Here is a 26,148-nt window from a genome sequence, read left to right as displayed (position 1 = left end):
GTGCAAAGAAACCAACTACAATGAAAAAGTTCTCCTATTTACTTCTAACATTCTCATTAGTATTAACTACAAGTAACGTTTTTTCTCAAGAAATAGAACGGTCTATTTTTGTTACTGCTAATACCTATGATACTACAGATACCCAGGTTCTTTCTGAGATTTCAAAAGTATCGCAATTAGTAAAAAAACCTACAGTTTTGATAGTAGGAAACGCAGTACCTAAAACGGAGGTAGAGAATTCATTGAACAAACAATTGTCACTCCTGTCTAACCTAGGTAATGACGTCATTTTTATATCTGGTAATAAAGAATGGACAAATGGTTATAAAGGTGTTTCTGATATTGAAAATTATATACAGAAAAATAGTAAAGCCAAGTTCTTTCCTGATAATGCAGAACCTATAAAAGCTAATGATTTAGGGGATAACGCCGTATTGATAACGGTAGATTCTCAATGGTTTTTAGAAAATTGGGACGATCATATTTATATCAATGAAGATTCTGAGATTCAAAATAGAAACTTGTTCTTTTTAGAATTTGAAAATCGAATTAAAAAGGCGCAAGGTAAAATTGTATTTGTTGCATTATATCACCCCATAAAGACGAATAGTAGGCAGGGATTTTTAAGTAATGTTGGCGGCTTTTCAACTAAAGAGTTTCAAAATAAACAGTACAGAACGCTTAGAAATAGATTGAAAACCATGGCTACAGGGGCAGATAACGTGATTTTCTTGTCCGGTCAAGGTGAAAATTTACAATATATAAACGGTAGTGTACCTCAAATTATAAGTGGTGCAGCGGGTAAAATTGAAGCAGTTAAAGATGGCGCATCAGATGATTTTTCTATTGCTAAAAAAGGTTATGTTCGTCTAGATATTACAGTTAGTGGCGGTGTAAAGGCATATTATTACGCTTTAGAAAATGGTTCTTTCAATGAAGTCTTTGAGACGACCGTTCTAAAGAGTGAAACTGAAGGTTTAGAAGTTTATAACTTTAAAAAGAACCTAGGAGCTACAAAATCAGCAGCTATTTATACTAAAGAAGCTGCTACCAAAAGCGGATTCTATAAAGCCCTTTGGGGTGAACATTACAGAGAATTGTATGGTAAAGAAGTTACTGCACCTGTAGTTCTCTTAGATACGCTAATGGGAGGTTTAACGCCCTTAAAACGAGGAGGAGGTCAACAATCAAAATCACTTAGGTTAGAAGATAATGAAGGTAAGCAGTATGTTATGCGTGCTTTGAAAAAGAGTACCATAAAGTTTTTACAAGCGAATGCTTTTCAAGAAACTTATATTGGCGATGTTCTAGATGGAACAACAGTTGATAAATTTCTAGCGGACTTTTATACCACTTCAAACCCGTATACTCCTTTTGTTGTAGGTGGGTTATCTAATGCGGTTGGGGTAAACCATACCAATCCTATTTTATACTACATACCTAAACAAGAAATGTTAGGTGTTTATAATGATGAGTTTGGTGATGAATTATATATGATTGAAGAGCATGTAGGCGATACACAAATAGAAGCAGAGAGTTTTGGGAAACCGTTAAAAATATTAAGTACGGCAGATGTTTTACAGGAGATAAACAGATCAGGTAAATCTGTAGTAGATGAGTCCTCCTATATACGTGCACGAATTTTCGATATGCTTTTGGGAGATTGGGACAGGCATGAAGATCAATGGCGTTGGGCACTTTACAAAAATGAAGACGGTACGGAATACTGTAGTCCTATACCTAGGGATCGTGACCAAGCATTTTCAAAATACGATGGTACTTTAATCAGTTTTCTTACCAGGGTTATACCGGGGTTACGTAAAATGCAAACTTATGATGAAGACCTTAGAAGTGTAAAATGGTTTGCATCGTCTCCGTATCATTTAGACTTAACTTTTATTCATGCTTCTGGATGGGAGGAATGGGAGAAACAAACCAATTATATTCAAGATCAGTTAACAGATGCTGATATTGATAATGCTTTTGAGGCAATTCCTGATGAAATAAAAGGACCGGGTATTGAAGATATAAAGCAGAAATTAAAAGGTAGAAGAGAAAATCTTAAAAAAATAACAAAAGCATATTATCTGTATTTGAACAAGTTTCAAGTAGTTACAGGAACACAGAAAGCAGATGATTTTACTATAACTAGATTACCTGATGGTAAAACTACGGTGAAAATAGATCGTAAGGATTTAGGTCTTTTAAATCATACATTTTCCAATGATATCACTAAAGAAATTTGGCTATTTGGATTAGATGGAAAAGACACGTTTACGGTAGAAGGAGAAGGAGACCATCCTATAAAAATTAAAATAGTTGGTGGTAAGAAAAATGATACCTATGATTTTAAGAATATTCGAAAAGTAAAATTATACGATTATAAGGATAAAGAGAATACCGTTGTAAATAAAAGATCTAAAAAATGGTTGGTAAATGATTATAAATTAAATAATTATGATCATAAAAAAGTAAAGTATAATTTCAATCAATTACTACCTATAATAGCATTTAACCCAGATGACGGAGTAAAATTAGGATTGATTAGCAATCATACTTCATATAGTTTACAGCGTAATCCGTTTACATATAAGCATAGTATTAATGCTGCATATTATACTAGTACATCAGGTTTTGATCTATCGTATTCAGGTGAATTCTCAAATATATTTCATAACTGGAATTTTGGTCTAGAAGGTCTGTACACAAGCCCCAGTTTTTCAGAAAATTTCTTTGGCTTTGGTAATGAAACGCTTTATGATGCTGATGAGGTAGACCTAGATTTTAATAGAATTAGAATTAGTAAATTTAAAGCAGCGGTTTCATTGCAATGGGAAGGTATTAACGGAGGTTCTTTCTATTTTAAACCTTTAATAGAATCTTTTGAGGTAGATAATACAGAAGGTCGTTTTCTTGCCCAATTACCACAGACGAATACAATTTTTGATAGGCAAACTTATGCAGGTGTAGAAACCGCTTATAATTTCAAGAATAAAAACAGTGCCGCTTTCCCAACTTTAGGGTTAGATGCAGGTTTGACTATAGGTTATAAAACGAATATAGATAATACAGAGGCAGATAATAGCTTTGCATACATACAACCACAATTGATTATAGATCATAAATTAACCAAAAGCGGAAGTATAGTTTTTGCGACAAAGATTGCTGGGGAAGCATTGATCGGTGATGATTTTGAGTTCTATCATGCAGCAACTATTGGTGGTATCGGTAGCTTAAGGGGATTTAGAAATGAAAGATTTACGGGGAAACAATCTTTTTATCAGAATACAGATTTAAGGTTCCCTTTAGGAGGATTAAGAACCAGTCTTGTTCCTTTTAGATTTGGTGTTACAGGTAGTTTCGATTACGGTAGGGTTTGGTTAGAAGATGATACATCTAATAAATGGCATAATTCGGTAGGTGCATCGGCATGGTTAATAGGAGCTGAGGCATTCACTGCAAACTTAGGATATTTCAATAGCGTAGATGGTGGGCGAGTTGTCTTCACTTTAGGCTTTTCATTTTAAATAAAAAATAGCATCCATGAAAAAACCAGTTGTTATAGCTCAAGTAAGTAGCTTAGAAAATAAAAAACCAGAACACGCATTAGTTAATGGTTTAGATTTAGTAATCGTAAAATTCGATAAAGATATTTCAGTGCTTTACGGTAGATGTCTGCACAGAGGAGCCTTAATGTCAGACGGTCATGTAGATGGTCATAACTTAATTTGTGGTGTTCATGGATGGGATTATAGAGTAGATACCGGGGTGTCAGAATATAATAATGCTGAGGTTTTGCATAAGTTTACTACTAAAATAGATGGTGATGACCTTTTTGTAGATAAAGAAGAGATAGATGCCTATTTAGTAGATAGTCCGCAACCTTTTAACAGAGATGCTTATTTGGGTGCTTATGCAGATACACACCCAGAAGAAACTGAACCGTACACGGGGTATATAAAAGAACTAGCCACGAACGGACTTAAAAATTTGGGGCATCATGGTTTTTCCGCTTCTATGGGGGTAGATAGAAATACCTTACCCCAATGGAGTGATATACAGTTTCTACCTGCGCAATTGGCAAGCAGACCTTTATTAGATGAAGATGAAGTGGCAACCAAGGTCGTTATTGGACCAAAGGCAAAAAAGCCTTTACATTTAGATATTCCCCTTTTTGTGAGTGATATGAGTTTTGGGGCGCTTTCTCGTGAAGCTAAAATAGCTTTATCTAAAGGAGCGCAGTTGGCAGGTACAGGTATTTGCTCAGGAGAAGGCGGTATGTTACCACATGAGCAAGAAAACAACAGCAAGTATTTTTATGAACTGGCTTCGGCAAAATTCGGATTTTCGTGGGATAAGCTAGACAAAGTCCAAGCCTTTCATTTTAAGGGAGGACAAGGTGCAAAAACAGGAACTGGCGGACATTTACCAGGTTCTAAAGTCAGTAAAGAAATTGCTGAGGTAAGAGGTCTAAAAGAAGGTGAGACAGCAATTTCACCAGCCACTTTTCCAGATTTTCATGGTGTAGATGATTTTAAATCTTTTGCCGCTGAGGTAAGAGAACGTACAGGAGGTATTCCTATCGGGTTTAAAATAGCAGCCAGTCATATAGAAAAAGACATTCAGTTTGCCTTAGACGTGGGTGTGGATTATATCATCTTAGATGGTAGAGGTGGGGGAACAGGTTCTGCACCTACTATATTAAGAGACAACATTAACGTACCTACAATTCCTGCTTTGGCAAGGGCAAGAAAATATTTAGATAAAGTAGGCGCTACAGACGTAACTTTAGTAATTACAGGAGGTTTACGAATTGCTGAAGATTTTGGAAAAGCGCTTATGTTGGGTGCAGATGCCATTGCAGTATCTAACTCAGCTTTACAGGCAATTGGTTGTTTGGGTATGCGTGCATGCGGTAGTAACAACTGCCCGGTAGGTATTGCAACACAAAAAGAATCTTTGCGAAGTAGGTTGATAATAGAATCTTCGGCAAAACAATTGCATAACTATTTTGATGCTACAAACAACCTAATTAAGGTTATAGCGAGAGCTTGTGGTCATGATGATATCTCAAAATTTAGTTTTGATGACCTATCTACTTTTAATCATGATATGCATCGTTTAACAGGAATTAATTATGGCGGTGTTAACGCTTAAAAAATATAAAGATGGATAAAATGATGCATTTAGCGGCACAATATTTAGCTGCAGCAGGTATAAGTTTTGTAGAGAAAAAGGCAGATGATAGCCATACAAATCTTGGTTGGTCAATTGATAAGCAGCGCTTAGAAACTCACCCGTTGTCAACAGAAGCAGATGTACTTGCCTTAAATTATAATACCTTTTCTTTAGAGTGGAATTCTACTAAAAACAATGCTTCTTTTACTTTAGATGGTAAAACCCATCAAGAGGTATTGGAGTGGTTAACAAATTCTGCTAATGCTTTTTTAGGTAAGACATATAGTTATAGTTTTCACTATGACCTACCATATTCTATTGATGATTCCTTTACTTTTAAATTAGATAAAGCTCAATTAAAAGGGCTTGCTGATTTAAGAACGTTAACGCAGACTGGTTTAGAAAAAACGCTTGCCGTAAATGGTTTGGCATCAGACATTCGTATTTGGCCCCATCATTTTGATTCTGGCGCTTATGTTATCATTTCAGATGATTTATCTATTGGTTTAGGTTTAGCCGTACCAGATTCGATGATTAATGAACATTATTTTTATATCAGTGGATACAAAGGTCATAATGGTTTAGATACTTCTAAGTTTAGTTCACTTTCATTAGGTGAATGGAAAAATGAAGGATTTAAAGGAGCAGTTTTACCAGCTATTATAATTACCGAAGAACAAGCTATACAGTTTTTTACAGAAGCTATCAATACCTATAAAATTAGTTATGCAGGTAACTAGTCTTTCGTTAGAAGCCTTTAAGGAGATGGATTATTGGGCGGTTGAAAAATATAACCTCTCCATAGAATTGATGATGGAAAATGCAGGGCTTCAGCTAGCAAGATTAATCGCAAAAAAGGCAACTGAGACCTCTGCAATTACTATTGGAGTTGGCAACGGAAATAACGGTGGTGGCGGTTTAGTCGCTGCACGTAGACTGGCTGCTTGGGGATTTAATGTGAATTTAGACTTGGTGGTTCCAATAACCAAAGACCTTCCAAAAGCTCAATTAGAAAGAGCATTACTATTTGGTGCAAAAGAAGGTATCCCTGAAACTACAGATATTTGGGTAGATGCCTATTTAGGGTTCTCTCAAAGATTGCCTCTTTCAGATGCATTTGTAAAAAGTATTGCATTGGCAAATGTATCATCGGCATTTAAGATTTCATTAGATATTCCCGTTGGTATTTCTAAAGATGGTGAATTGTTAGGATTTAGGGCAAACCAAGTAATGACCTTGGCAGCTCCTAAAATTCTTTTAGAAAAATTACCAAGTGTAGTTGAAGTGTTTATGGCTGATTTAGGAATTCCGAAATCGGTTTATGAGCATTTTAATATCACGATGCCCGATTTTAAAGAACACCAATTAGTAAAAATTAAGTAACCAGATAAAAAATCCCACCCATGGAAAAAAAAGTAGTTTGGCATAAAGTGTTAGATAATAAAAAGAGATTGGCAGAAGGTCGTGTAATGACTGTAACTGCTGCTCATAAAGGTATTTGCCTAACACATTTTAAAGGCAAATTTTCTGCTCTGGATAATAAGTGTCCGCATCAAGGCGGTCCTTTAGGGGAAGGTTCTATTGAAAATGGATTATTACGTTGTCCATGGCACGGTTGGGATTTTGACCCTTGTACAGGTGTACCGCCAGGTGGTTATGATGATGGTATAGAAACTTTTCCAACAAAGGAAGAAGGCGATGAAATTTTTGTAGGAATAGAAGAGGAGGAGAAGCACGCAGAAACAATCTCAGATGTCATGATAGAGACCATGGTTAATTGGGGCGTTGATACTGGATTTGGAATGGTAGGGCATTCAAATTTAGCGGTTGCAGATGCGATGATGCGTCAAGAAGAAAAAGGAAATTTCAAGTTTTATGGAATTCGTCATGAAGGTGCTGCGGCTTTTGCGGCATCAGCTTATGGTAAACTTATGGGTAAACCCGCAGTATGCTTTGGTATTGCAGGACCTGGTTCTACGAATATGTTTACGGGCATGTGGGATGCTAAAGTAGACCGCTCACCAATGCTGGCATTATCAGGACAAGTAAATACACAAGTATTGGGAACAGGTGCATTTCAAGAGGTAGATTTAGTGGGTGCATTTCAAACAGTAGCCAATTTTAACCATAGTGTGCAACAAAATTCTAAGCATAGTGAGTTAATGAGTTTGGCAATTAAAAGTGCCTTGATAAATAGAGATGTATCTCATATTACTTTTCCTGATGAGGTAGCTTTTATGCCAAAGCCCGATAGCGAAAAGGCACAAACTCCAGAAAATAGAATTACACCTTTTAATATTTCTCCGCCAAGACAAATGGTAGCAAAAGCGGTGGGTATGATTACAAATTCAGAACGACCTGCAATCATTGTAGGGCACGGTGCTCGTTTTCAAATGGATGCTATAATAGTGTTTGCAGAAAAATTAAACTGTCCGGTAATTACCACCTTTAAAGGAAAAGGACAAATTTCTGACCATCATGAATTAGGTTGTGGAGTACTTGGTAGAAGTGGAACACCCATAGCTTCTTGGTTCATGAACGAGAGCGATTTACTCATTGTATTTGGCGCATCGTTTTCTAATCATACAGGTATCACACCTAAAAAACCAATTATACAAGTCGATTATGACCCAGCTGCATTAAGTAAATTTCATAAAGTTGATGCTGCCTTATGGGGAGAGATTTCAGAAACGTTGACAATTATTGAAGAACAAACGGAAGGAAAAATTAATACGGTAGATAGACGCCCAGAAATTGCAAAACTATGGGAGATATGGCAAGAAGAAAAAGCTAGCCGATTAAAAGATAAAAGTGCTGTAGGTTTAAGTTCAATAGCGGTGTTTGATGCTATGAATAAAGTAGTGCCGGATAATGCGGTTATTGCTGTAGATGTGGGTAATAATACGTATTCTTTTGGTCGTTATTTTGAACCAAAAAATCAATCTGTATTAATGTCTGGTTATTTGGGTTCTATTGGTTTTGCATTACCGGCAGCAATGGGTGCTTGGGCTGCTCAAGGTAATGAAAGACCCATTTGGTCGGTCTCAGGTGATGGTGGTTTTGGTCAGTATTTAGGAGAAATGATGACTTTGGTAAAATACAACATGAACATTAAGCATGTGCTTTTAAATAATTCTGAAATCGGTAAAATTTCAAAAGAGCAAAAAGCGGCTGAATTAGATGTTTGGAAAACATCATTACACAATGCAAATTTTTCAAAATATGCAGAGAATTGTGGGGCACTTGGTATTAGAGTTACCAAAATAGAAGAACTAATACCTGCTTTAGAAAAACTAAAAGCACACGATGGACCTGCATTACTGGATATAATCACTGATGCTAGTTTGATTTAAATTAAGAAAACATGTTTCAATCATTTAGTATCATATTCTTAATTGCCGCGTTTTTTAGTTATGTTAACTATAAGTGGTTAAAGTTACCATCAACCATTGGGTTAATGATTTTAGCATTAACAATGGTCATGCTGGTTACAATGACCCAAAACATATTCCCGGCATTTTATCTTTACTTCTGTGATGTCGTAATCAATACAGATTTCAGAAGCCTATTAATGGATGGTATGCTGAGTTTCTTACTTTTTGCAGGATCCTTACATGTTAACATAGATGATTTAAAAAAAGAGCGAAAATCTATTCTTTTGTTTGCAACCCTAGGTGTACTTATTTCTACTGCTATAGTTGGTTTTTTAACCTATTTTCTAGCACAATCTTTAAGTATAGAATTGCCGTTAATACATGCTTTGCTTTTTGGAGCATTAATTTCGCCAACTGACCCTATAGCGGTAATGTCAATTTTAAAAAAGGCAAATATTCAGAAAAGTTTGGGAGTAAAAATAGAAGGCGAGTCTTTATTTAATGACGGTATCGGTGTTGTAGTATTTTCTGGTTTGTTAATTGTAGCGCGTTTAGAAGAAAATAGCAATGAATCTTTAAGTAGTAGTATTGGAGAGCTATTTTTAATGGAAGCCGTTGGTGGAATTGTCTATGGTTTACTTCTAGGATTTATAGGGTATAGAGTTATAAAATCAATCAATGAAAATCCGCAATTAGCGGTTTTAATAAGTTTAGCCATTGTTATAGGAGGCTATGCAATAGCCTCTGTATTGCATGTATCCGGACCTTTGGCTATGGTAGTTTCGGGTATGGTCATTGGTAATAAAATTAATATAGCATCAAATAAAGGAATGACCCGAAAAATATTGAATAATATATGGGAAGTTTTAGATGAAGTTTTTAATGCTATTTTATTTGTTTTAATAGGTCTTACCATACATCTTCTAAAGTTTGATTCGTTATACCTTACATTTGGCTTCTTGTCTGTATTGGTAGTGCTTTTAGCACGTTTTATATCTGTATTATTGCCGTATAGCTTGCTAAAACATGAAGAAAGTAAACCAATAAAAACGGTTGCTATATTAACTTGGGGAGGTTTACGCGGTGGTATATCTATAGCATTGGCATTAAGTTTGTCAGAAGACCTTTCGGCAGAAATTATATTATATATAACCTATGTTGTTGTTTTAGTATCAGTGCTATTACAAGGATTAACCGTGGGTAAAGTAGCGAAGAAAATATATAGCTAGTAAAATTATGTTATGATGGAGGAATCAGAAAAAGTAATAAAAAAGCAAGAAAAAGCTATAGATAAACAATTGATTGTTGAATTGGGTATTGATAAAGAGAAGCTAAAGGAATTAAAGAAGAAACTTTCAAAAGTTGAACCTCGATCAGAACGTGGTGCAGAAACTTTGTTTCGTTTGGTCTCTAAAAATCAGTATACATTGAATGCAATGATTGATAGAAAATCGAATATTCTTATTTCCATCAATGCACTTATTCTATCTATAATACTGGGTACCGTATTAAGCCAATTAGATAAAGATCCACATCTTATATATCCTGCAATTATCATGCTTGCAACTAATCTTATCTCTATTGCATATGCAGTATTTGCAACTAGACCAGAACTTACGCATGGTGATAGGAGTACCAATAACTTATTGTTCTATGGTAATTTTAATACCATGAACGAAGAAGAATATACAGACGAACTTACCGGTTTAATGTATAAGGGAGATGAGCTTTATAAGACTATAGCAAGAGATACTTTTCATTTGGGGAAGACTATTGATAGAAAGTTTAAACTACTTAGAACTTCTTTTAATGTTTTCTTGGTTGGTATTATTTTGGCGGTCATAGGATTTATAGCTTGCCATATCATGTTTGCTATGTAATCTCAATCTAATAGTTCAATATTTGTTTTAATTCTAAAACACCGTTCTTCTCCTAAGAAAAGCGGATTCCCGTGTTTCTCTGACCAAAATCCGTCTAGTATATCTTTGCTAAGGCACTGGTATACGGCAACACCTTTGTAAATATTTTGATCTTCGCCGTTATATCTAAAGTTTATAACCAGAATATTATTTTTAAAGAATCCTGAGCCTGTTTGCTTTTGATCTGCGTCAATAGTCCACATAGCAATTATCCTATTATTTTCATCTAAAGACAAAATCAGTTTTCCTTTGTAGCCATTAGATGCTTCATCTTGGTTACTACCAATAATAGTATACTCTCCAACTAAATCTTCTATTTTCATATATCGTTACCTATTACGAAAATATTGAAAAATTTATGGATTCACTCTTTGATTTTGTTTAAGATGAATGGTATAATCTTAGTATATAAGATGTGTTGCCAACTTGGCAATTTAAAGTAGATAGTACTAGATTAAAAAATCTCTTTCTTGGAAAAACAATAGCTTTAAAATACCTGCCAGAAAAAATCTTTTTTTGTCGGTAATAGGAGTGCGTACAAAAGGAAAAGGAAGTATTTTTTTAGGTGAATTATCATTGTTATCTAACAAAGAAACTAGACCATTAACGTCAACATTTAAAGTTCAAACTTTTTCACAAGAAAATAGCACAGAATTATATGTGCATTTTACCTCAGTTTTCGAAAATGTATATCATAATTTATATTATTTAAATGCCCAAAATGAGAAAATTTGGTTGGGTAGAACTGCAGCACAAGATTTCTATATTTCAAAGATTCTTACAAAAAATGGCATAATTGACCTAGAAGTACAAGTTGAAAGTATTGGAGGTGCAAAGGGTAAAATAATCCGAAAAAGGGTGAATTTATCAAACTAACTAAAGCAGTGGTTTAAGTAGAAAGTATAATGCTTAGGTTAATGTAGATTTAGCTATATAATTGAACGAAAACTACTTAAGACAACGTTAATTTTATTTAAAAATTTACCTTTAGGTTTGTAGTGGGTTATTACAAAAAATAAGTTATGAAAAATGTCAAAAAAAATTATTTAAAAAAGTTTTAGCTGAAGTATTTCTTTAAGGTCATTTCAGGTCAGTATTGAAATAATTTATTTTAAAGTATTGATTTTAAGTATTTTACATATTGTTTTTGAAGAAGTTTTTAATAGGCTATTTCCTGCTGAAAATCAAATTGTTGATAACCCTGTTAAAAGCTTAAGCAGGTAAATGTAAAATTAAGGTGATTAATTTTCGAACTTTACACCTCGCTTATTACCCACAACATTAACTTTATATTAACATGGAAATCACAGAAGTCATAAAAAGGGATTTTTCGACAAAACCTTTTCATTTACACAAGATTACTAATGCCATTTTAAAGGCTATGACAGCTGTAGAACATGGTGGACCCAGTGAAGCTGAAATTATCTCTAATAATGTGCATTCAGCACTTTTAGAAAGAAAGCAAGCTGATATCAATTATATTCCTACAGTAGAGGAGGTTCAAGATTTTGTTGAGAATAAATTAATGGAAGGTGGTTTCTTTGATGTAGCTAAAGCTTACATTATTTATAGAAACGAACAGGCGCAAAGAAGAAAGTCTAATGTCTTTGAAAAACGTGTAAATCTTAAGCCATATGAATACCCTGCATTATATGAATATGTATCTGCAATAAGACATTCATATTGGATTCATACAGAGTTTAATTTTACCAGCGATATTCAAGATTTTAAAACAGGGTTGACAGATATTGAAAGAAACGCCATCAAAAACACCATGTTGGCAATTTCACAAATAGAAGTTGCGGTAAAGAGTTTTTGGGGAGATATCTATCAAAAAATGCCTAAGCCAGAAATTGGTTCTGTAGGAGCAACTTTTGCAGAGAGTGAAGTAAGACATCATGATGCTTATTCGCACTTATTAGAAATATTAGGGTTGAACGAAGAGTTTAAAAACTTAAAGAAGAAACCCGTAATAATGAAAAGGGTTCATTATTTAGAAACAGCATTAAAGAATTCTAAGAGTGAGGATAATCAAGAATATGCAGAGTCTGTATTGTTGTTCTCCTTATTTATAGAGCATGTGTCTTTATTCTCGCAGTTCTTGATAATTATGGCTTTCAACAAGCATAAGAATATGTTTAAAGGTATCTCTAATGTTGTTGAGGCCACATCTAAAGAAGAGCAGATTCACGGTGATTTTGGTATTGATATCATTAATATCATTAAAGATGAGAACCCTACATGGTTCAATAAAGAATTCCACGCGTCTGTTCAAGAAATGTGTAAAGAGGCATTTGCATCGGAAAGTGATGTTATCGATTGGATTTTTGAAGCCGGTGAAATTGATTTCTTACCTAAGAATTTAGTGAAAGAATTCATTAAAAAGAGATTTAACGATTCAATAGAAAGTATTGGTATCGAAAAAATATTTGACGTAGACGAAGAATTACTATCAGAAACAGAATGGTTCGATGATGAAATTATTGGTACCAAACACGGCGATTTCTTCGTAAAACGCTCTATCAACTATAGCAAAAGAACACAAAGTATAACCAGTGACGACTTATTTTAAATGAACGAATCAAAAATTAAATTAGAGACTAGCACACAAGAAGAAGTAAAACTGAATGGTTCAAATGAACTGGTACAGGCTAGGAAAGAAGCGCTTAAAAGCCTAAAAGAAGATAAAGAAGAAGGTTTTAAGTGGTTAAATGAAGATAGCCGTAACTTTTTAGGTTCTGGTTACTTATCACCAGGAGTTTCTGCGGAATCCCGTATACGTGAAATTGCTGATAGAGCAGAGAAAATACTGAACATGCCTGGTTTTTCAGACAAGTTCTACGGTTATATGAGTGAAGGTTTTTACTCTTTGGCGTCACCGGTATGGTCTAATTTTGGAAAGGAAAGAGGATTGCCAATCAGCTGTTTTGGTTCTAATATTGCTGATGACATGGGTAACATTTTGTATACGCAGTCAGAAGTTGGTATGATGTCTAAATTGGGTGGTGGTACATCTGGGTACTTTGGTAACATTAGACATAGAGGTGCAGAGGTAAAGAATAATGGAAAGGCTTCTGGAGCAGTACATATTATGCAGCTTTTTGAATCTATGGTAGATGTTGTAAGTCAAGGTTCTGTTCGTCGTGGTCGTTTTTCACCCTACTTACCGGTAGAGCATGCAGATATTAAAGAATTTTTGGAAATTGGTACTGAAGGTAACCCTATTCAAGAATTAACTCATGGTGTAACCGTTACCAATGACTGGATGCAAGAAATGGTAGATGGCGATAATGAAAAGCGTTCTATCTGGGCAAAAGTATTACAGAGAAGAGGTGAAATGGGGTATCCATATATTTTCTTTAAGGATAATGCGAATAACGGTGCTTCGGATGTATATAAGGAAAAAGGACATAAAATTCATGCAAGTAACCTTTGTACAGAAATCATGTTACCATCAAGTGACGAATGGTCGTTTGTATGTGTATTATCTTCTGTAAACGTTCTTCATTATGACAAATGGAAAGATACCGATGCTGTTGAAACAATGGTATTCTTTTTAGATGCTGTTATTACTGAGTTTTGTGAAAAATTAGAAGCTTACCGTGATTCTGAAAGTCGTGAGGATCGCCAAACGTTCTTGTTTATGGAACGAGCCTATAACTTTGCAAAGGATAACCGTGCCTTAGGTTTAGGTGTGTTAGGATGGCATTCGTTATTGCAGTCTAAAATGTTACCTTTCAATAGTCAAGAGGCATACAATTTAAATAGTGAAATATTTAAGACAATTAAGGATAAATCATACAGTGCTTCAGAGGAACTAGCCGTTAAATTTGGAGAACCGGCAGTATTAAAAGGTTACGGTAGAAGAAATGCTACGTTGAATGCAATTGCGCCGACTACATCTTCTGCGTTTATCCTAGGGCAGGTATCTCAGGGTATTGAGCCAATATGGTCTAATACCTATGTAAAAGATATCGCTAAGGTGAAAACAACCATTAGAAATCCGTTCTTAGTTGAGTTGTTAGAGGAAAAAGGAATGAATACCACGGCAGTATGGCATAGTATCCGTGATTTTGATGGATCTGTACAGCATTTAGATTTCCTTTCAGATTTGGAGAAAGATGTATTCAAAACATATTCTGAAATTGATCAGATGGATATTATCTATCAGGCAGCTAACAGACAAAATCACATTGATCAAGGTCAATCTGTTAATATCATTGTTCACCCAGATATGCCGGTTAAAGAAATCAACAAGATTCACGTAACTGCATGGAAATTAGGTTTGAAATCATTGTACTACCAACATAGTATGAATGCGGCACAAAAGTTCAAGCAAAAGAAAGATTGTGCTAGTTGTGAGGCGTAAAGCCCTTCTAGTTTACAAATAAGATTACTTAAAATGGTGTATTGGCAAAAGCAAATAGCTTTTCTAATACACCATTTTATATGTATAAATAATTCTTAGTTGAAATGGGTTTGATCATTCCCTATTCTTAATATTCCAAAAGTTGTTAAAAGGAACATTTTTTTGTAAGAATTATAAAAGTTGGCTTAACTCTGATATTTTTTTATTGGATTGAACATCTACAATTTAGAGGATAATCAATTATGATGTTGTCAAAACTTAATATAATTATCGTGTTTTCTCTTTAAAAAAAACCAATACTTGCTAACTATTGAATTTAAAGGGGTTATCGATAAAATGCACTTATATCATTTATAAGGTATACAATAATTGAAGTTTTACATACACTTATCTCTAATCTGACAACATTTTATCTTTCCTCATTAGGTCATGATAGTATCTTTAAGCAATAACATAATTTTTGTAGTCCAATGTACATTTTGTAAAAGGCTATATCTAAAATTCCCCTGCTATGAATTTGTTTTATTTTCAATTACGATCATTTACTTGTTTCTCTGTCAAAAAAAGGTTTTGGCTAAATGATTTGTATAATTCCAACCCGCAACTTCAAGCATAGTTCACTTAAAAATTACGCCACCGGCTAAAAAACTGCCTACGCTAAATAAAGGTTGTTTTAAAATATAAAATATCAAAAGAATTATAAACTTCTTTTGCTCCTTCAAAAAAAAACTATGAATTATCAGACTTCAATAATTAAGAACTGTATAGCATTTCTTTTTTTAATATTTATAACTTCCGGGTCTTATGCACAGCTAAGTGATTTGCACTACTTACCTCCGTTAACACAGACCGGAAATCACATGCGCGATCAGGCAATATATATATCTACACCAGAAATAAACCCATTTAGTGTAGAGATATACGTAGGTACTTCGTTGACACCATTGACAACCGCAATGGTTTCTAATGCAAGCCCGTTTGTATATACATTTGCTGATAATGACAATGGTATTACCATGCTGCCAGATGCCAGTATTGGTATTAAACAATCAACAGCAGGTTTAAGAATTGTTGCTCCTAATGGTGAAAAATTTTATGTCAATTATAGAGGTCGTAATAATGCCCAAGGGGCATCTTTGACATCTAAAGGTAGAATAGGATTGGGAACTCATTTCAAATGGGGTGGTGTTCCTTTTTTGCATAACAGAAGTATTTATAATGCAGTTTTAGGTATTATGGCTACTGAAGATGATACTGATATTATTATTTCTGATTATGATCCAGACTGTAAATTTAGACTAGGTAACAGTTCTACAGGGTTTGTCGATAATCCAGACAATACAATCACTATAACTTTAAACAAGGGCGAAAGTTTTGTATTGGAAAATGTAGGAAATAATCAAAATACCCCGGGAGATACGGATGCAAACCGTTATGGTTGGTTAGGAGCAGATATATCTTCAGATAAAAATATTGCCATTAGTAATGGTAATGTTTTAGTTGGTGTAGTTCCTGGTTCAAACTTACAAGATGCTGGTATAGATCAACCCGTGCCAATAGATGTTATTGGTAGAGAATATGTTTTCGTAAGAGGCGGTGGTGGTAATAATTTAGAGTTTCCTATTATAATAGGTACAGTCAATGGAACGGATATATTTGTTAATGGCTCCACTACTAAAATAGCGACAATTAATGACGGTGAATTTTATGTTATTCCGGGTTCTAATTATACCGGATCATCCGCTGGTAGTAACTTAACGGTAACTACATCTAACAATGTATATGCGTATCAATCTTTAGCAGGTAATACAAGTGCAGCAACCAATGGTATGAATTTTATAGCCCCTGTGAATTGTTTATTGCCAAATTCATTAAGTAATATAGCAAGTATACAAGATTTAGTAAGTTCCACTATTAATGGAGGAATAACAATTTTGGCATCTACAACGACTATAGATGCAAATATAATCGTAAAAGATGGTACAGGTACGGTAACATTGCCTGCTGCTCAAATGGCTTCAGGGTTACCATGGAAAAGTTTTTACTTGCCCAACCTTTCAGGAAATGTTTCGGTTGAGTCTACTGGACCTATAGCAGTAGGTGTTGTAGGTCTTAGTGGTGCATTGGGCTTAGGTGGATATTTTTCTGGTTTCGATACGGTTCCGGTAGTAGATTATACCATTTCAGGAGGAGGATGTTTAGGAGGTGAGATTGAACTGGTAAATACCTTTGACACCTATCAATGGTACAGGAATAATGTTTTAATTCCAGGAGCTGATTCAGCTATATTCACTCCAACGGAAATTGGTGATTACTTCGTAAAGGTTTCAGCAGGTGGGTGTTTTTATGACTCTAATGTAATTAATATGTATTACTGCAACCCAGATATAGCGGTTGTAAAAACAGCTGATAAAAATGTTTATTCGGAAGACGAATCCGTAACATTTACAATTACAGTTGAAAGTTTAGGTATTAATGATGTTACAAATGTTGTTATAAATGATGTTTTACCTTCAGGTTTGTTATTAACTAGTGCAACGCCATCTTCAGGATCATGGACTTCTCCAAACTGGAGTATTGGTACCATGACAAAAGGAGAACAACAAACGTTGACCATTGTAGCCACACCAGATGTAATTGAGGCGACTACAAAAGAGATAACAGTAACTAATACGGTTTCTAATAGTCAAGATCAGGTAGACTCCAACGAGACATTAGACGATTTAGAAGAAACTATAATAATAGAAAATAGTGATGATGACGGGGACGGAGATCCAGATACAAGTGATCCTGACCCTAACGATCCTTGTGTATATAGTTCAAATCAAAATACAGCAAATGTAGATCCAATTTGGAATGCTATTGATTGTGATGGTGATGGAGAAACAAATGGAACAGAGGTTTCAAATGGTACAGATCCATCAGACCCTTGTTCGGTTACCAACGAAACCGTTCCTTTGAATACAGCTGAAAATTATGCAGTTTGGGCAGCTGCGGATTGTGATAATGATGGTAACATAAATGATACTGATCCAAATCCTTTTGCGCCAACTGCTACAGATGATTATACTAATGCAGATGTAGGGGTAGCAAAAGTATTCAATATTTTAAATAACGATGATTTTTTAGTTGGTAGCACTATTACAGATTTAGGTACAGGTACTGCAGCTGGTATTATATCAATCAATCAAGCAACAGGTGAAATTACATATACAGCTTTAGTAAGCGAAAATCCTAGTACGGTTACCATAGATTACCGCGTATGTAACGGTAGTGTATGTGATACAGCTACATACTTCATTACTATTCCTGCATGTGCAGATGCAGATGGTGATAATGTTTGTGATGTTGCAGAAGATGCATCTACTATCAACGATCCGTGTGCTCCTCAAAGTGATTCATATTGGCAGCCTCAAGGTACCAATGATTGTGATGGTGACGGCTTAACAAATGATGAAGAAGCAACGGCAGGTACTGACCCCTATAATGCAGATAGTGATGGAGATGGTATAGACGATGGTACAGAAGTAAATATAGATAATACAGATCCAACAAACGATTGTGAGTCTATTGGTGGCACTCCTTTAAGTACAAGTGATTGTGATAATGATGGATTAACGGAAGCGGAAGAGACAACGGCAGGTACAGACCCAACAAATCCAGATTCTGATGGAGATGGTGTATTGGATGGTACGGAAATAACCGTAGATGGTACCGACCCTTTAAACTTATGTAGTTATAATATTGCTAGCGCAACGGAAACTCCTTCTGAAGCTTGGAATACAGCAGATTGTGATGGTGATGGAATCGATAACCAAACTGAAGCTACCAATAATACGGATTCTCTTGACCCTTGTGATCCGTTTCAGACCGCAGGTTACACAGGTTACGACGCTAGCAATGCTATTTGGGCAGCTGCGGATTGTGATGGTGACGGAGTAACAAACGGAACGGAAGATACCAATGGAACGGATCCTTATAATACGGATACCGATGGAGACGGGGTTCCCGATAATACGGACAATGATGCATTGGACCCTTGTGATCCTGCACAGGTAGCAGGTTACACAGGTTACGATACTAGCAATGCTATTTGGGCAGCAGCGGATTGTGATGGTGACGGAGTAACCAATGGAACAGAGGATACCAACGGAACAGATCCATATAGTGGCGACACCGATGGTGATGGTGTTCCCGATAATACGGACAGTGATGCTTTAGATCCATGTGACCCGGTTCAAGCCACAGGTTATACAGGTTACGACGCTAGCAATGCCATTTGGGCAGCAGCGGATTGTGATGGTGACGGAGTGACCAATGGTTCTGAAGTGACCAATGGTACGGATCCTTATAATACTGATACAGATGGTGACGGCGTTCCCGATAATACGGACAGTGATGCTCTAGATCCATGTGACCCGGTTCAGGCCGCAGGTTATACAGGTTACGACGCTAGCAATGCTATTTGGGCAGCAGCGGATTGTGACGCTGATGGAGTAACAAACGGAACGGAAGATACCAACGGAACAGATCCATACAGTGGCGATACCGATGGTGATGGTGTTCCCGATAGTACGGATTCAGCTCCTTTGAATCCTTGCGACCCGGTTCAGACCGCAGGTTATACAGGTTACGATGCAAGCAACGCTATTTGGGCAGCTGCTGATTGTGATGGTGACGGAGTGACCAATGGAACTGAAGATACCAATGGTACAGATCCTTACAACACGGACACCGATGGTGATGGTGTTCCCGATAATACGGACAGTGATGCATTAGATCCATGTGACCCGGTTCAGGCCGCAGGTTACACAGGTTACGATGCGAGCAATGCTATTTGGGCAGCAGCGGATTGTGACGGTGACGGAGTAACGAACGGAACAGAAGATACCAATGGAACGGACCCTTATAATACGGATACGGATGGTGACGGCGTTCCCGATAATACGGACAGTGATGCATTGGATCCATGTGACCCGGTTCAAACAGCAGGTTACACAGGTTACGACGCTAGCAATGCCATTTGGGCAGCAGCGGATTGTGACTCGGATGGAGTAACAAATGGAACGGAAGATATCAACGGAACGGATCCATACAGTGGCGACACCGATGGTGATGGTGTTCCCGATAATACGGACAGTGATGCATTAGATCCATGTGACCCGGTTCAGGCTGCAGGTTATACAGGTTACGACGCTAGCAATGCCATTTGGGCAGCAGCGGATTGTGATGGTGACGGAGTGACCAATGGTTCTGAAGTGACCAATGGTACGGATCCTTATAATACCGATACCGATGGTGACGGCGTTCCCGATAATACGGACAGTGATGCATTGGATCCATGTGATCCGGTTCAGGCCGCAGGTTATACAGGTTACGACGCTAGCAATGCCATTTGGGCAGCTGCGGATTGTGACTCGGATGGAGTAACAAATGGAACGGAAGATACCAACGGAACAGATCCATACAGTGGCGACACTGATGGCGATGGTGTTCCTGATAATACGGATTCAGCTCCTCTAGATCCTTGTGATCCGGTTCAAGCAGCAGGTTATTCAGGTTACGACGCGAGCAACGCTATTTGGGCAGCAGCTGATTGTGATAATGATGGCGTGACCAATGGAACAGAAGATACCAACGGAACAGATCCATACAGTGACGACACTGATGGTGACGGTGTTCCCGATAATACGGACAGTGATGCATTGGACCCATGTGACCCTGCACAGACCGCAGGTTACACAGGTTACGACGCGAGCAATGCCATTTGGGCAGCTGCGGATTGTGATGGTGACGGAGTAACAAACGGAACGGAAGATTCCAATGGAACTGATCCCTATAATACCGATACTGATGGTGATGGTGTTCCTGACAACACAGATGCTGATGCACTAGATCCTTGTGATCCGGTTCAGGCAGCAGGTTACACAGGTTACGATGCAAGCAATGCTATTTGGGCAGCTGCGGATTGTGATAATGATGGAGTAACAAACGGAACGGAAGATACTAACGGAACAGATCCATACAGTGACGACACCGATGGTGACGGCGTTCCCGATAATACAGATTCAGATCCTTTAGATCCATGTTTACCAGCACAAGCTCCTGGTTATACCGGTTATGATGCTAGCAATGCCATTTGGGCAGCTGCTGATTGTGATGATGATGGAAACAATAATGGTACAGATCCTAATCCTTTTGCTCCAACGGCAACAGATGATTATACCACGGCAACTGTATTGGAAGAGAAAACAGTAAATGTTATATTCAATGACGACTTTTTACCGGGTAGTATAATTACGGATCTAGGCACAGGTAGTGCGATAGGTACCATAGTTATTAATCAAACAACAGGTGAAATTTCTTATACACCTGAAAATTCAGAAAATAATACCACAGTAACTATAGATTACAGAGTTTGTAATGGTACCATCTGTGCAGATGCTATTTTTTCTATAGAAACTCCTGAATGTCAAGATTTGGATAATGATAATATTTGTGATGCAGCAGATATTGATGATGATGATCCATGCGTAGATAATGGTCATCCAGATTGGCGTCCACAGGGCACCAATGATTGTGATGGAGATGGTCTTACCAATGATGAGGAAACCGCAGCGGGAACGGATCCTGCGAATGCAGATAGTGATGGCGATGGTATTTTAGATGGAACAGAAGTGAATATAGATCTTACGGATCCATTGGATGATTGTATATCAAATGGCGGAAATCCATTAGGAACAAGCGACTGTGACAATGATGGTTTAACAACAGATGAAGAAACTACTGCTGGTACAGATCCTACAAATGCAGATTCTGATGGCGATGGTGTGTTAGATGGAACTGAAATTAATATAAATGGTACAGATCCTTTAGACTTATGTAGCTATGTTATCGGCAGTGCTACAGTAGCGCCTTCAGCGGCATGGAATACTGCTGACTGCGATGGTGATGGAGTCGATAATCAAACCGAGCTTACCAATAACACAGATTCCCTTGATCCTTGTGATCCAGCTCAAATGGCAGGTTATATAGGTTATGATGCAGGCAATGCTCTTTGGGCGGCTGCAGACTGTGACGGCGATGGCGTAACAAACGGTGATGAAGATACGAATGGTACAGATCCATATAACACGGATACTGACGGCGACGGCGTTCCCGATAACACGGACAGTGATGCTTTAGATCCATGTGATTCGGTTCAGGCAGCAGGTTATTCCGGTTACGACGCGAGCAATGCTATTTGGGCAGCTGCAGATTGTGATAGTGATGGCGTGACCAATGGAACGGAAGATTCCAATGGTACTGATCCTTATAATACCGATACGGATGGAGATGGCGTTCCTGATAACACGGACAGTGATGCATTGGACCCTTGTGATCCAGTTCAAGCAGCAGGTTATACAAGTTACGATGCGAGCAATACTATTTGGGCAGCTGCGGATTGTGATGGTGACGGAATTGCAAATGGTACTGAAGTTACTAATGGTACAGACCCTTATAACACAGATACCGATGGTGATGGCGTTCCTGATAATACAGATGCTGATGCTTTAAATCCTTGTGATCCAATTCAGGCGGCAGGTTACACAGGTTATGATGCTACTAATACTATATGGCAAGCAGCAGATTGTGATGGGGATGGGGTAATCAATGGTACTGAAGTTACCAATGGTACAGACCCATATAATACGGATACAGATGGAGACGGCGTTCCTGATAATATAGATGCTGATGCTTTAAATCCTTGTGATCCAATTCAAGCAGCAGGTTATACAGATTACGACGCAAGTAATGCAATTTGGGCAGCAGCCGATTGTGATAGTGATGGCGTGACCAATGGAACAGAAGATACCAATGGTACCGACCCTTATAATACCGATACCGATGGTGATGGCATTCCCGATAATACGGATAGTGACGCATTAAATCCTTGTGATCCAGTTCAGGCAGCAGGTTATACAGGTTACGATGCAAGCAATGCTATTTGGGCAGCAGCTGATTGTGATGGTGATGGAATAACGAATGGGACGGAAGATTCCAATGGTACCGATCCTTATAACAATGATACCGATGGTGACGGCATTCCTGATGATATTGATTCAGATGCTTTAGATCCTTGTAATCCTATTCAAGCAGCAGGTTATACAGGTTACGATGCAAGCAATGCTATTTGGGCAGCTGCAGATTGTGATAACGATGGAGTAACAAATGGAACGGAAGATACCAATGGTACCGACCCTTATAATACCGATACCGATGGTGATGGTGTCCCAGATAATACGGACAGTGATGCTTTAGACCCTTGTGATCCAGTGCAAGCGGCTGGTTATACAGGTTATGATGCAAGCAATGCTATTTGGGCAGCAGCGGATTGTGATGGAGACGGAATAATCAATAGTATAGAGGTAACTAATGGTACAGATCCTTATAATACGGATACAGATGGCGACGGTGTTCCCGATAACACGGATAGTGACGCTTTAGACCCTTGTGATCCAGTGCAAGCGCTTGGTTATACAGGATACGATGCAAGCAATGCTATCTGGGCAGCGGCAGATTGTGACGGAGATGGTGTAAGTAACGGAGTAGAAGATTCTAATGGTACAGATCCATATAATACGGATACTGACGGTGACGGTGTTCCTGACAATGCTGATGCGGAAGGAACCAATCCTTGTGATCCAATTCAGATTGCAGGTTATACAGGTTACAATGCAAGCAATGCTATTTGGGCAGCGGCTGATTGTGACGGAGACGGGATAACAAATGGAACAGAAGATTCCAATGGAACGGATCCTTTTAATACCGATACTGATGGTGATGGTGTTCCTGACAACACAGATGCTGATGCTTTGAATCCTTGTGATCCGGTTCAGGCAGCAGGTTATACAGGTTACGATGCGAGCAATGCTATTTGGGCAGCTGCGGATTGTGACGGAGATGGAGTCACTAATGATACTGAAGTGGCCAATGGTACAGACCCTTATAATAATGATACTGACGGCGACGGAATCCCTGATGATATTGATTCAGATGCTTTAGATCCTTGTGATCCAGTTCCGGCAGCAGGTTATATTGGTTATGATGCAAGTAATGCTATTTGGGCAGCTGCAGATTGTGATGGTGACGGAGTTACTAATGGTAATGAAGTGACCAACGGTACAGATCCTTATAACACAGATACAGATGGAGACGGAGTTCCTGATGATATGGATTCCGATGCATTAAATCCATGTGATCCAATCCAGGTTGCAGGTTATACAGCTTACGATGCAAGCAATGCTATTTGGGCAGCTGCTGATTGTGATGGTGACGGAGTTACTAATGGTATTGAAGTGGCCAATGGTACGGACCCTTATCATACAGATACGGATGGAGACGGAGTTCCTGATGATATTGATTCAGATGCATTAAATCCATGTGATCCAATCCAGGTTGCAGGTTATACAGGTTACGATGCAAACAATGCTATTTGGTCAGCGGCTGATTGTGATGGTGATGGAATAACCAATGGAGTGGAAAATACGAATGGAACCGATCCTTACAATAATGATACCGATGGTGATGGCGTTTCAGATAATTTGGAAATAGTTAATGGCTCTGATACATTGAATCCTTGTGATCCAATTCAAGTAGCTGGTTATACGGGCTATGATGCAAGCAATGCTATTTGGGCAGCTGCAGATTGTGATGGAGACGGAATTATTAATAGTACAGAGCTTACTAATGGCACAGATCCATATAATACGGATACCGATGGAGATGGAGTTCCTGATGATATTGATTCAGATGCATCAAATCCATGTGATCCAATGCAGGTAGCAGGTTACACAGGTTATGATGCAGACAATGCCATTTGGGCAGCGGCTGATTGTGATGGTGATGGAATTGATAATGGAACTGAATTTACAAACGGAACCGATGCATATAACACAGATACAGATGGAGATGGTGTAACTGATGGATTGGAAGATTCGAATTCAACTGATCCTTTAAATCCTTGTGATCCAATTCAAGTAGCAGGTTATGATGGTTACGATGCTAGTAATGCTATTTGGGTAGCTGCTGATTGTGATGGTGATGGAATCGATAATGGTACTGAAGTTACCAATGGTACCGATCCTTACAACAATGATACTGATGGAGATGGTGTTTCAGATGATTTAGAATCAGCAAATGGTACAGATTTATTAGATCCATGTGATCCACAACAAGCAATTGGTTACACAAGGTATTTTGAAAGTAACACCATTTGGGCTTCTGCAGATTGTGATGGAGATGGTATTGTAAATGGAACAGAAGTTACTAATGGAACTGATCCTTATAATGAAGATACAGATGGAGATGGCATTTCAGATAGTCAAGAAATTTCTGATGGCACAGATCCACTAAACGATTGTGATTCAAATGGAGGAGCTCCATTAGGAACTTCGGATTGTGATGAAGATGGATTGACAACTGATGAAGAAGCATCTTTAGGTACCGATCCTAATAATCCTGATTCCGATGATGACGGTATATTGGATGGTCAAGAAGTATTGGACGGAACGAATCCTTTGGATGATTGTGACCATGTAGGTGGTACAGCATTACCAGATAGTGATTGTGACGGTGATGGTCTGACGACATCCCAAGAAGATGCTATAGGTACAGATTCTTATAATGCGGATACCGATGGTGATACTATACCGGATGGTCAAGAGGTCGAAGACGGCACTGATCCTTTGGACCCTTGTGATTCAATTGGTGGTGTTCCTACCTTAGATGCTGGTTGTAACGCAGAAGTAGTTGACTCTGGTATAGCGGTTTCCAATGAGGTCATAACACCTGACGGTGACGGTACGAACGATTTCTTCAGGATTGAGAACATCGAGTCTTTCCCTAACAATACGGTACAGATCTATAACAGATGGGGCGTTGTCGTTTATGAAATGAACGGTTACGACAACAATGCCAATGTATTTATAGGCTCATCCGACGGTAGGGCTACCATAAGCCAAGATTCGGAGTTGCCGGTCGGCGTGTACTTCTATGTGATCAAGTACGATAAGGAAGGCAACAACCTTAACAAGTCGGGTTACCTATACATAAACAGATAAAAAATTCCCCTTAAAAACAATACGATGAACAAATATTTTCTAACCATTATAATTACCGTAGCGGGACTTTTTATGGGCCATGCCCAGCAAGACGCCCAGTACACGCAGTACATGTACAATACGATTTCTGTGAACCCTGCGTACGCAGGTTCGCGCGGGGTGTTCAGCATAGCGGCACTTCACCGTTCGCAGTGGGTGGGCCTTGA

General features: G+C 37.8%; 13 protein-coding genes. 12 read left to right on the top strand and 1 reads right to left on the bottom strand.

Translation table 11 applies throughout. The annotated features are described in order from the left end of the window. The first annotated feature begins 20 nt into the window (after positions 1-20). From PXD56_RS16525 to PXD56_RS16495, 7 genes are read left to right on the top strand one after another with little or no spacing between them, the layout of a single operon-like run. Entirely contained in the window at positions 21-3,527 is a 3,507-nt protein-coding gene (locus PXD56_RS16525) for a BamA/TamA family outer membrane protein (RefSeq protein WP_276494442.1), read from the top strand. A gap of 16 nt (positions 3,528-3,543) precedes the next feature. Then, positions 3,544-5,157 (top strand): glutamate synthase-related protein, encoded by a 1,614-nt coding sequence (locus PXD56_RS16520; RefSeq protein ID WP_276494441.1) that lies wholly within the window; start codon positions 3,544-3,546, stop codon positions 5,155-5,157. 11 nt (positions 5,158-5,168) lie between these two features. Continuing rightward, complete coding sequence (locus PXD56_RS16515; RefSeq protein ID WP_276494440.1) at positions 5,169-5,918, top strand: hypothetical protein; 750 nt, start codon at positions 5,169-5,171, stop codon at positions 5,916-5,918. Then, complete coding sequence (locus PXD56_RS16510) at positions 5,905-6,561, top strand: NAD(P)H-hydrate epimerase (protein ID WP_276494439.1); 657 nt, start codon at positions 5,905-5,907, stop codon at positions 6,559-6,561. Before PXD56_RS16515 ends, PXD56_RS16510 begins: the two co-directional genes overlap by 14 nt. A 20-nt stretch (positions 6,562-6,581) precedes the next feature. Next, positions 6,582-8,531, top strand: coding sequence for a thiamine pyrophosphate-dependent enzyme (locus PXD56_RS16505; protein ID WP_276494438.1), 1,950 nt, complete (start codon positions 6,582-6,584; stop codon positions 8,529-8,531). Between the two features lie 11 nt (positions 8,532-8,542). After that, on the top strand, positions 8,543-9,781 hold the full coding sequence (locus tag PXD56_RS16500; RefSeq protein ID WP_276494437.1) for a cation:proton antiporter: 1,239 nt from the start codon (positions 8,543-8,545) through the stop codon (positions 9,779-9,781). 12 nt (positions 9,782-9,793) lie between these two features. Then, positions 9,794-10,432 carry a Pycsar system effector family protein gene (locus PXD56_RS16495; RefSeq protein WP_276494436.1) on the top strand — a complete coding sequence of 213 codons (639 nt, stop codon included), beginning with the start codon at positions 9,794-9,796 and terminating at the stop codon, positions 10,430-10,432. Between the two features lie 2 nt (positions 10,433-10,434). Here the strand turns inward: PXD56_RS16495 and PXD56_RS16490 are convergent, their stop codons facing one another. Then, positions 10,435-10,794, bottom strand: coding sequence for a hypothetical protein (locus tag PXD56_RS16490; RefSeq protein ID WP_276494435.1), 360 nt, complete (start codon positions 10,792-10,794; stop codon positions 10,435-10,437). A gap of 193 nt (positions 10,795-10,987) precedes the next feature. Between PXD56_RS16490 and PXD56_RS16485 the strand changes: the two genes are divergently transcribed. The 5 genes from PXD56_RS16485 to PXD56_RS16465 form a co-directional block, all read left to right on the top strand. Continuing rightward, positions 10,988-11,347, top strand: coding sequence for a hypothetical protein (locus PXD56_RS16485; RefSeq protein ID WP_276494434.1), 360 nt, complete (start codon positions 10,988-10,990; stop codon positions 11,345-11,347). Positions 11,348-11,768: 421 nt separating this feature from the next. Further along, on the top strand, positions 11,769-13,043 hold the full coding sequence (locus tag PXD56_RS16480; protein ID WP_276494433.1) for a ribonucleotide-diphosphate reductase subunit beta: 1,275 nt from the start codon (positions 11,769-11,771) through the stop codon (positions 13,041-13,043). Beyond that, complete coding sequence (locus PXD56_RS16475) at positions 13,044-14,840, top strand: ribonucleoside-diphosphate reductase subunit alpha (RefSeq protein WP_276494432.1); 1,797 nt, start codon at positions 13,044-13,046, stop codon at positions 14,838-14,840. A gap of 860 nt (positions 14,841-15,700) precedes the next feature. Continuing rightward, the gene (locus PXD56_RS16470; RefSeq protein WP_276494431.1) at positions 15,701-25,942 is read left to right on the top strand and encodes a T9SS type B sorting domain-containing protein; all 10,242 of its coding nucleotides are present in this window, start codon (positions 15,701-15,703) and stop codon (positions 25,940-25,942) included. 24 nt (positions 25,943-25,966) lie between these two features. Further along, positions 25,967-26,148, top strand: a 182-nt coding sequence (locus PXD56_RS16465) for a type IX secretion system membrane protein PorP/SprF (protein ID WP_276494430.1), incomplete at its 3' end; no start/stop codon positions are given.

Source organism: Maribacter zhoushanensis (assembly GCF_029350975.1).
Classification (GTDB): domain Bacteria; phylum Bacteroidota; class Bacteroidia; order Flavobacteriales; family Flavobacteriaceae; genus Maribacter; species Maribacter zhoushanensis.
Note: the sequence above shows the minus strand (reverse complement) of the source record. Positions and strands in the feature narration are given on the sequence as shown.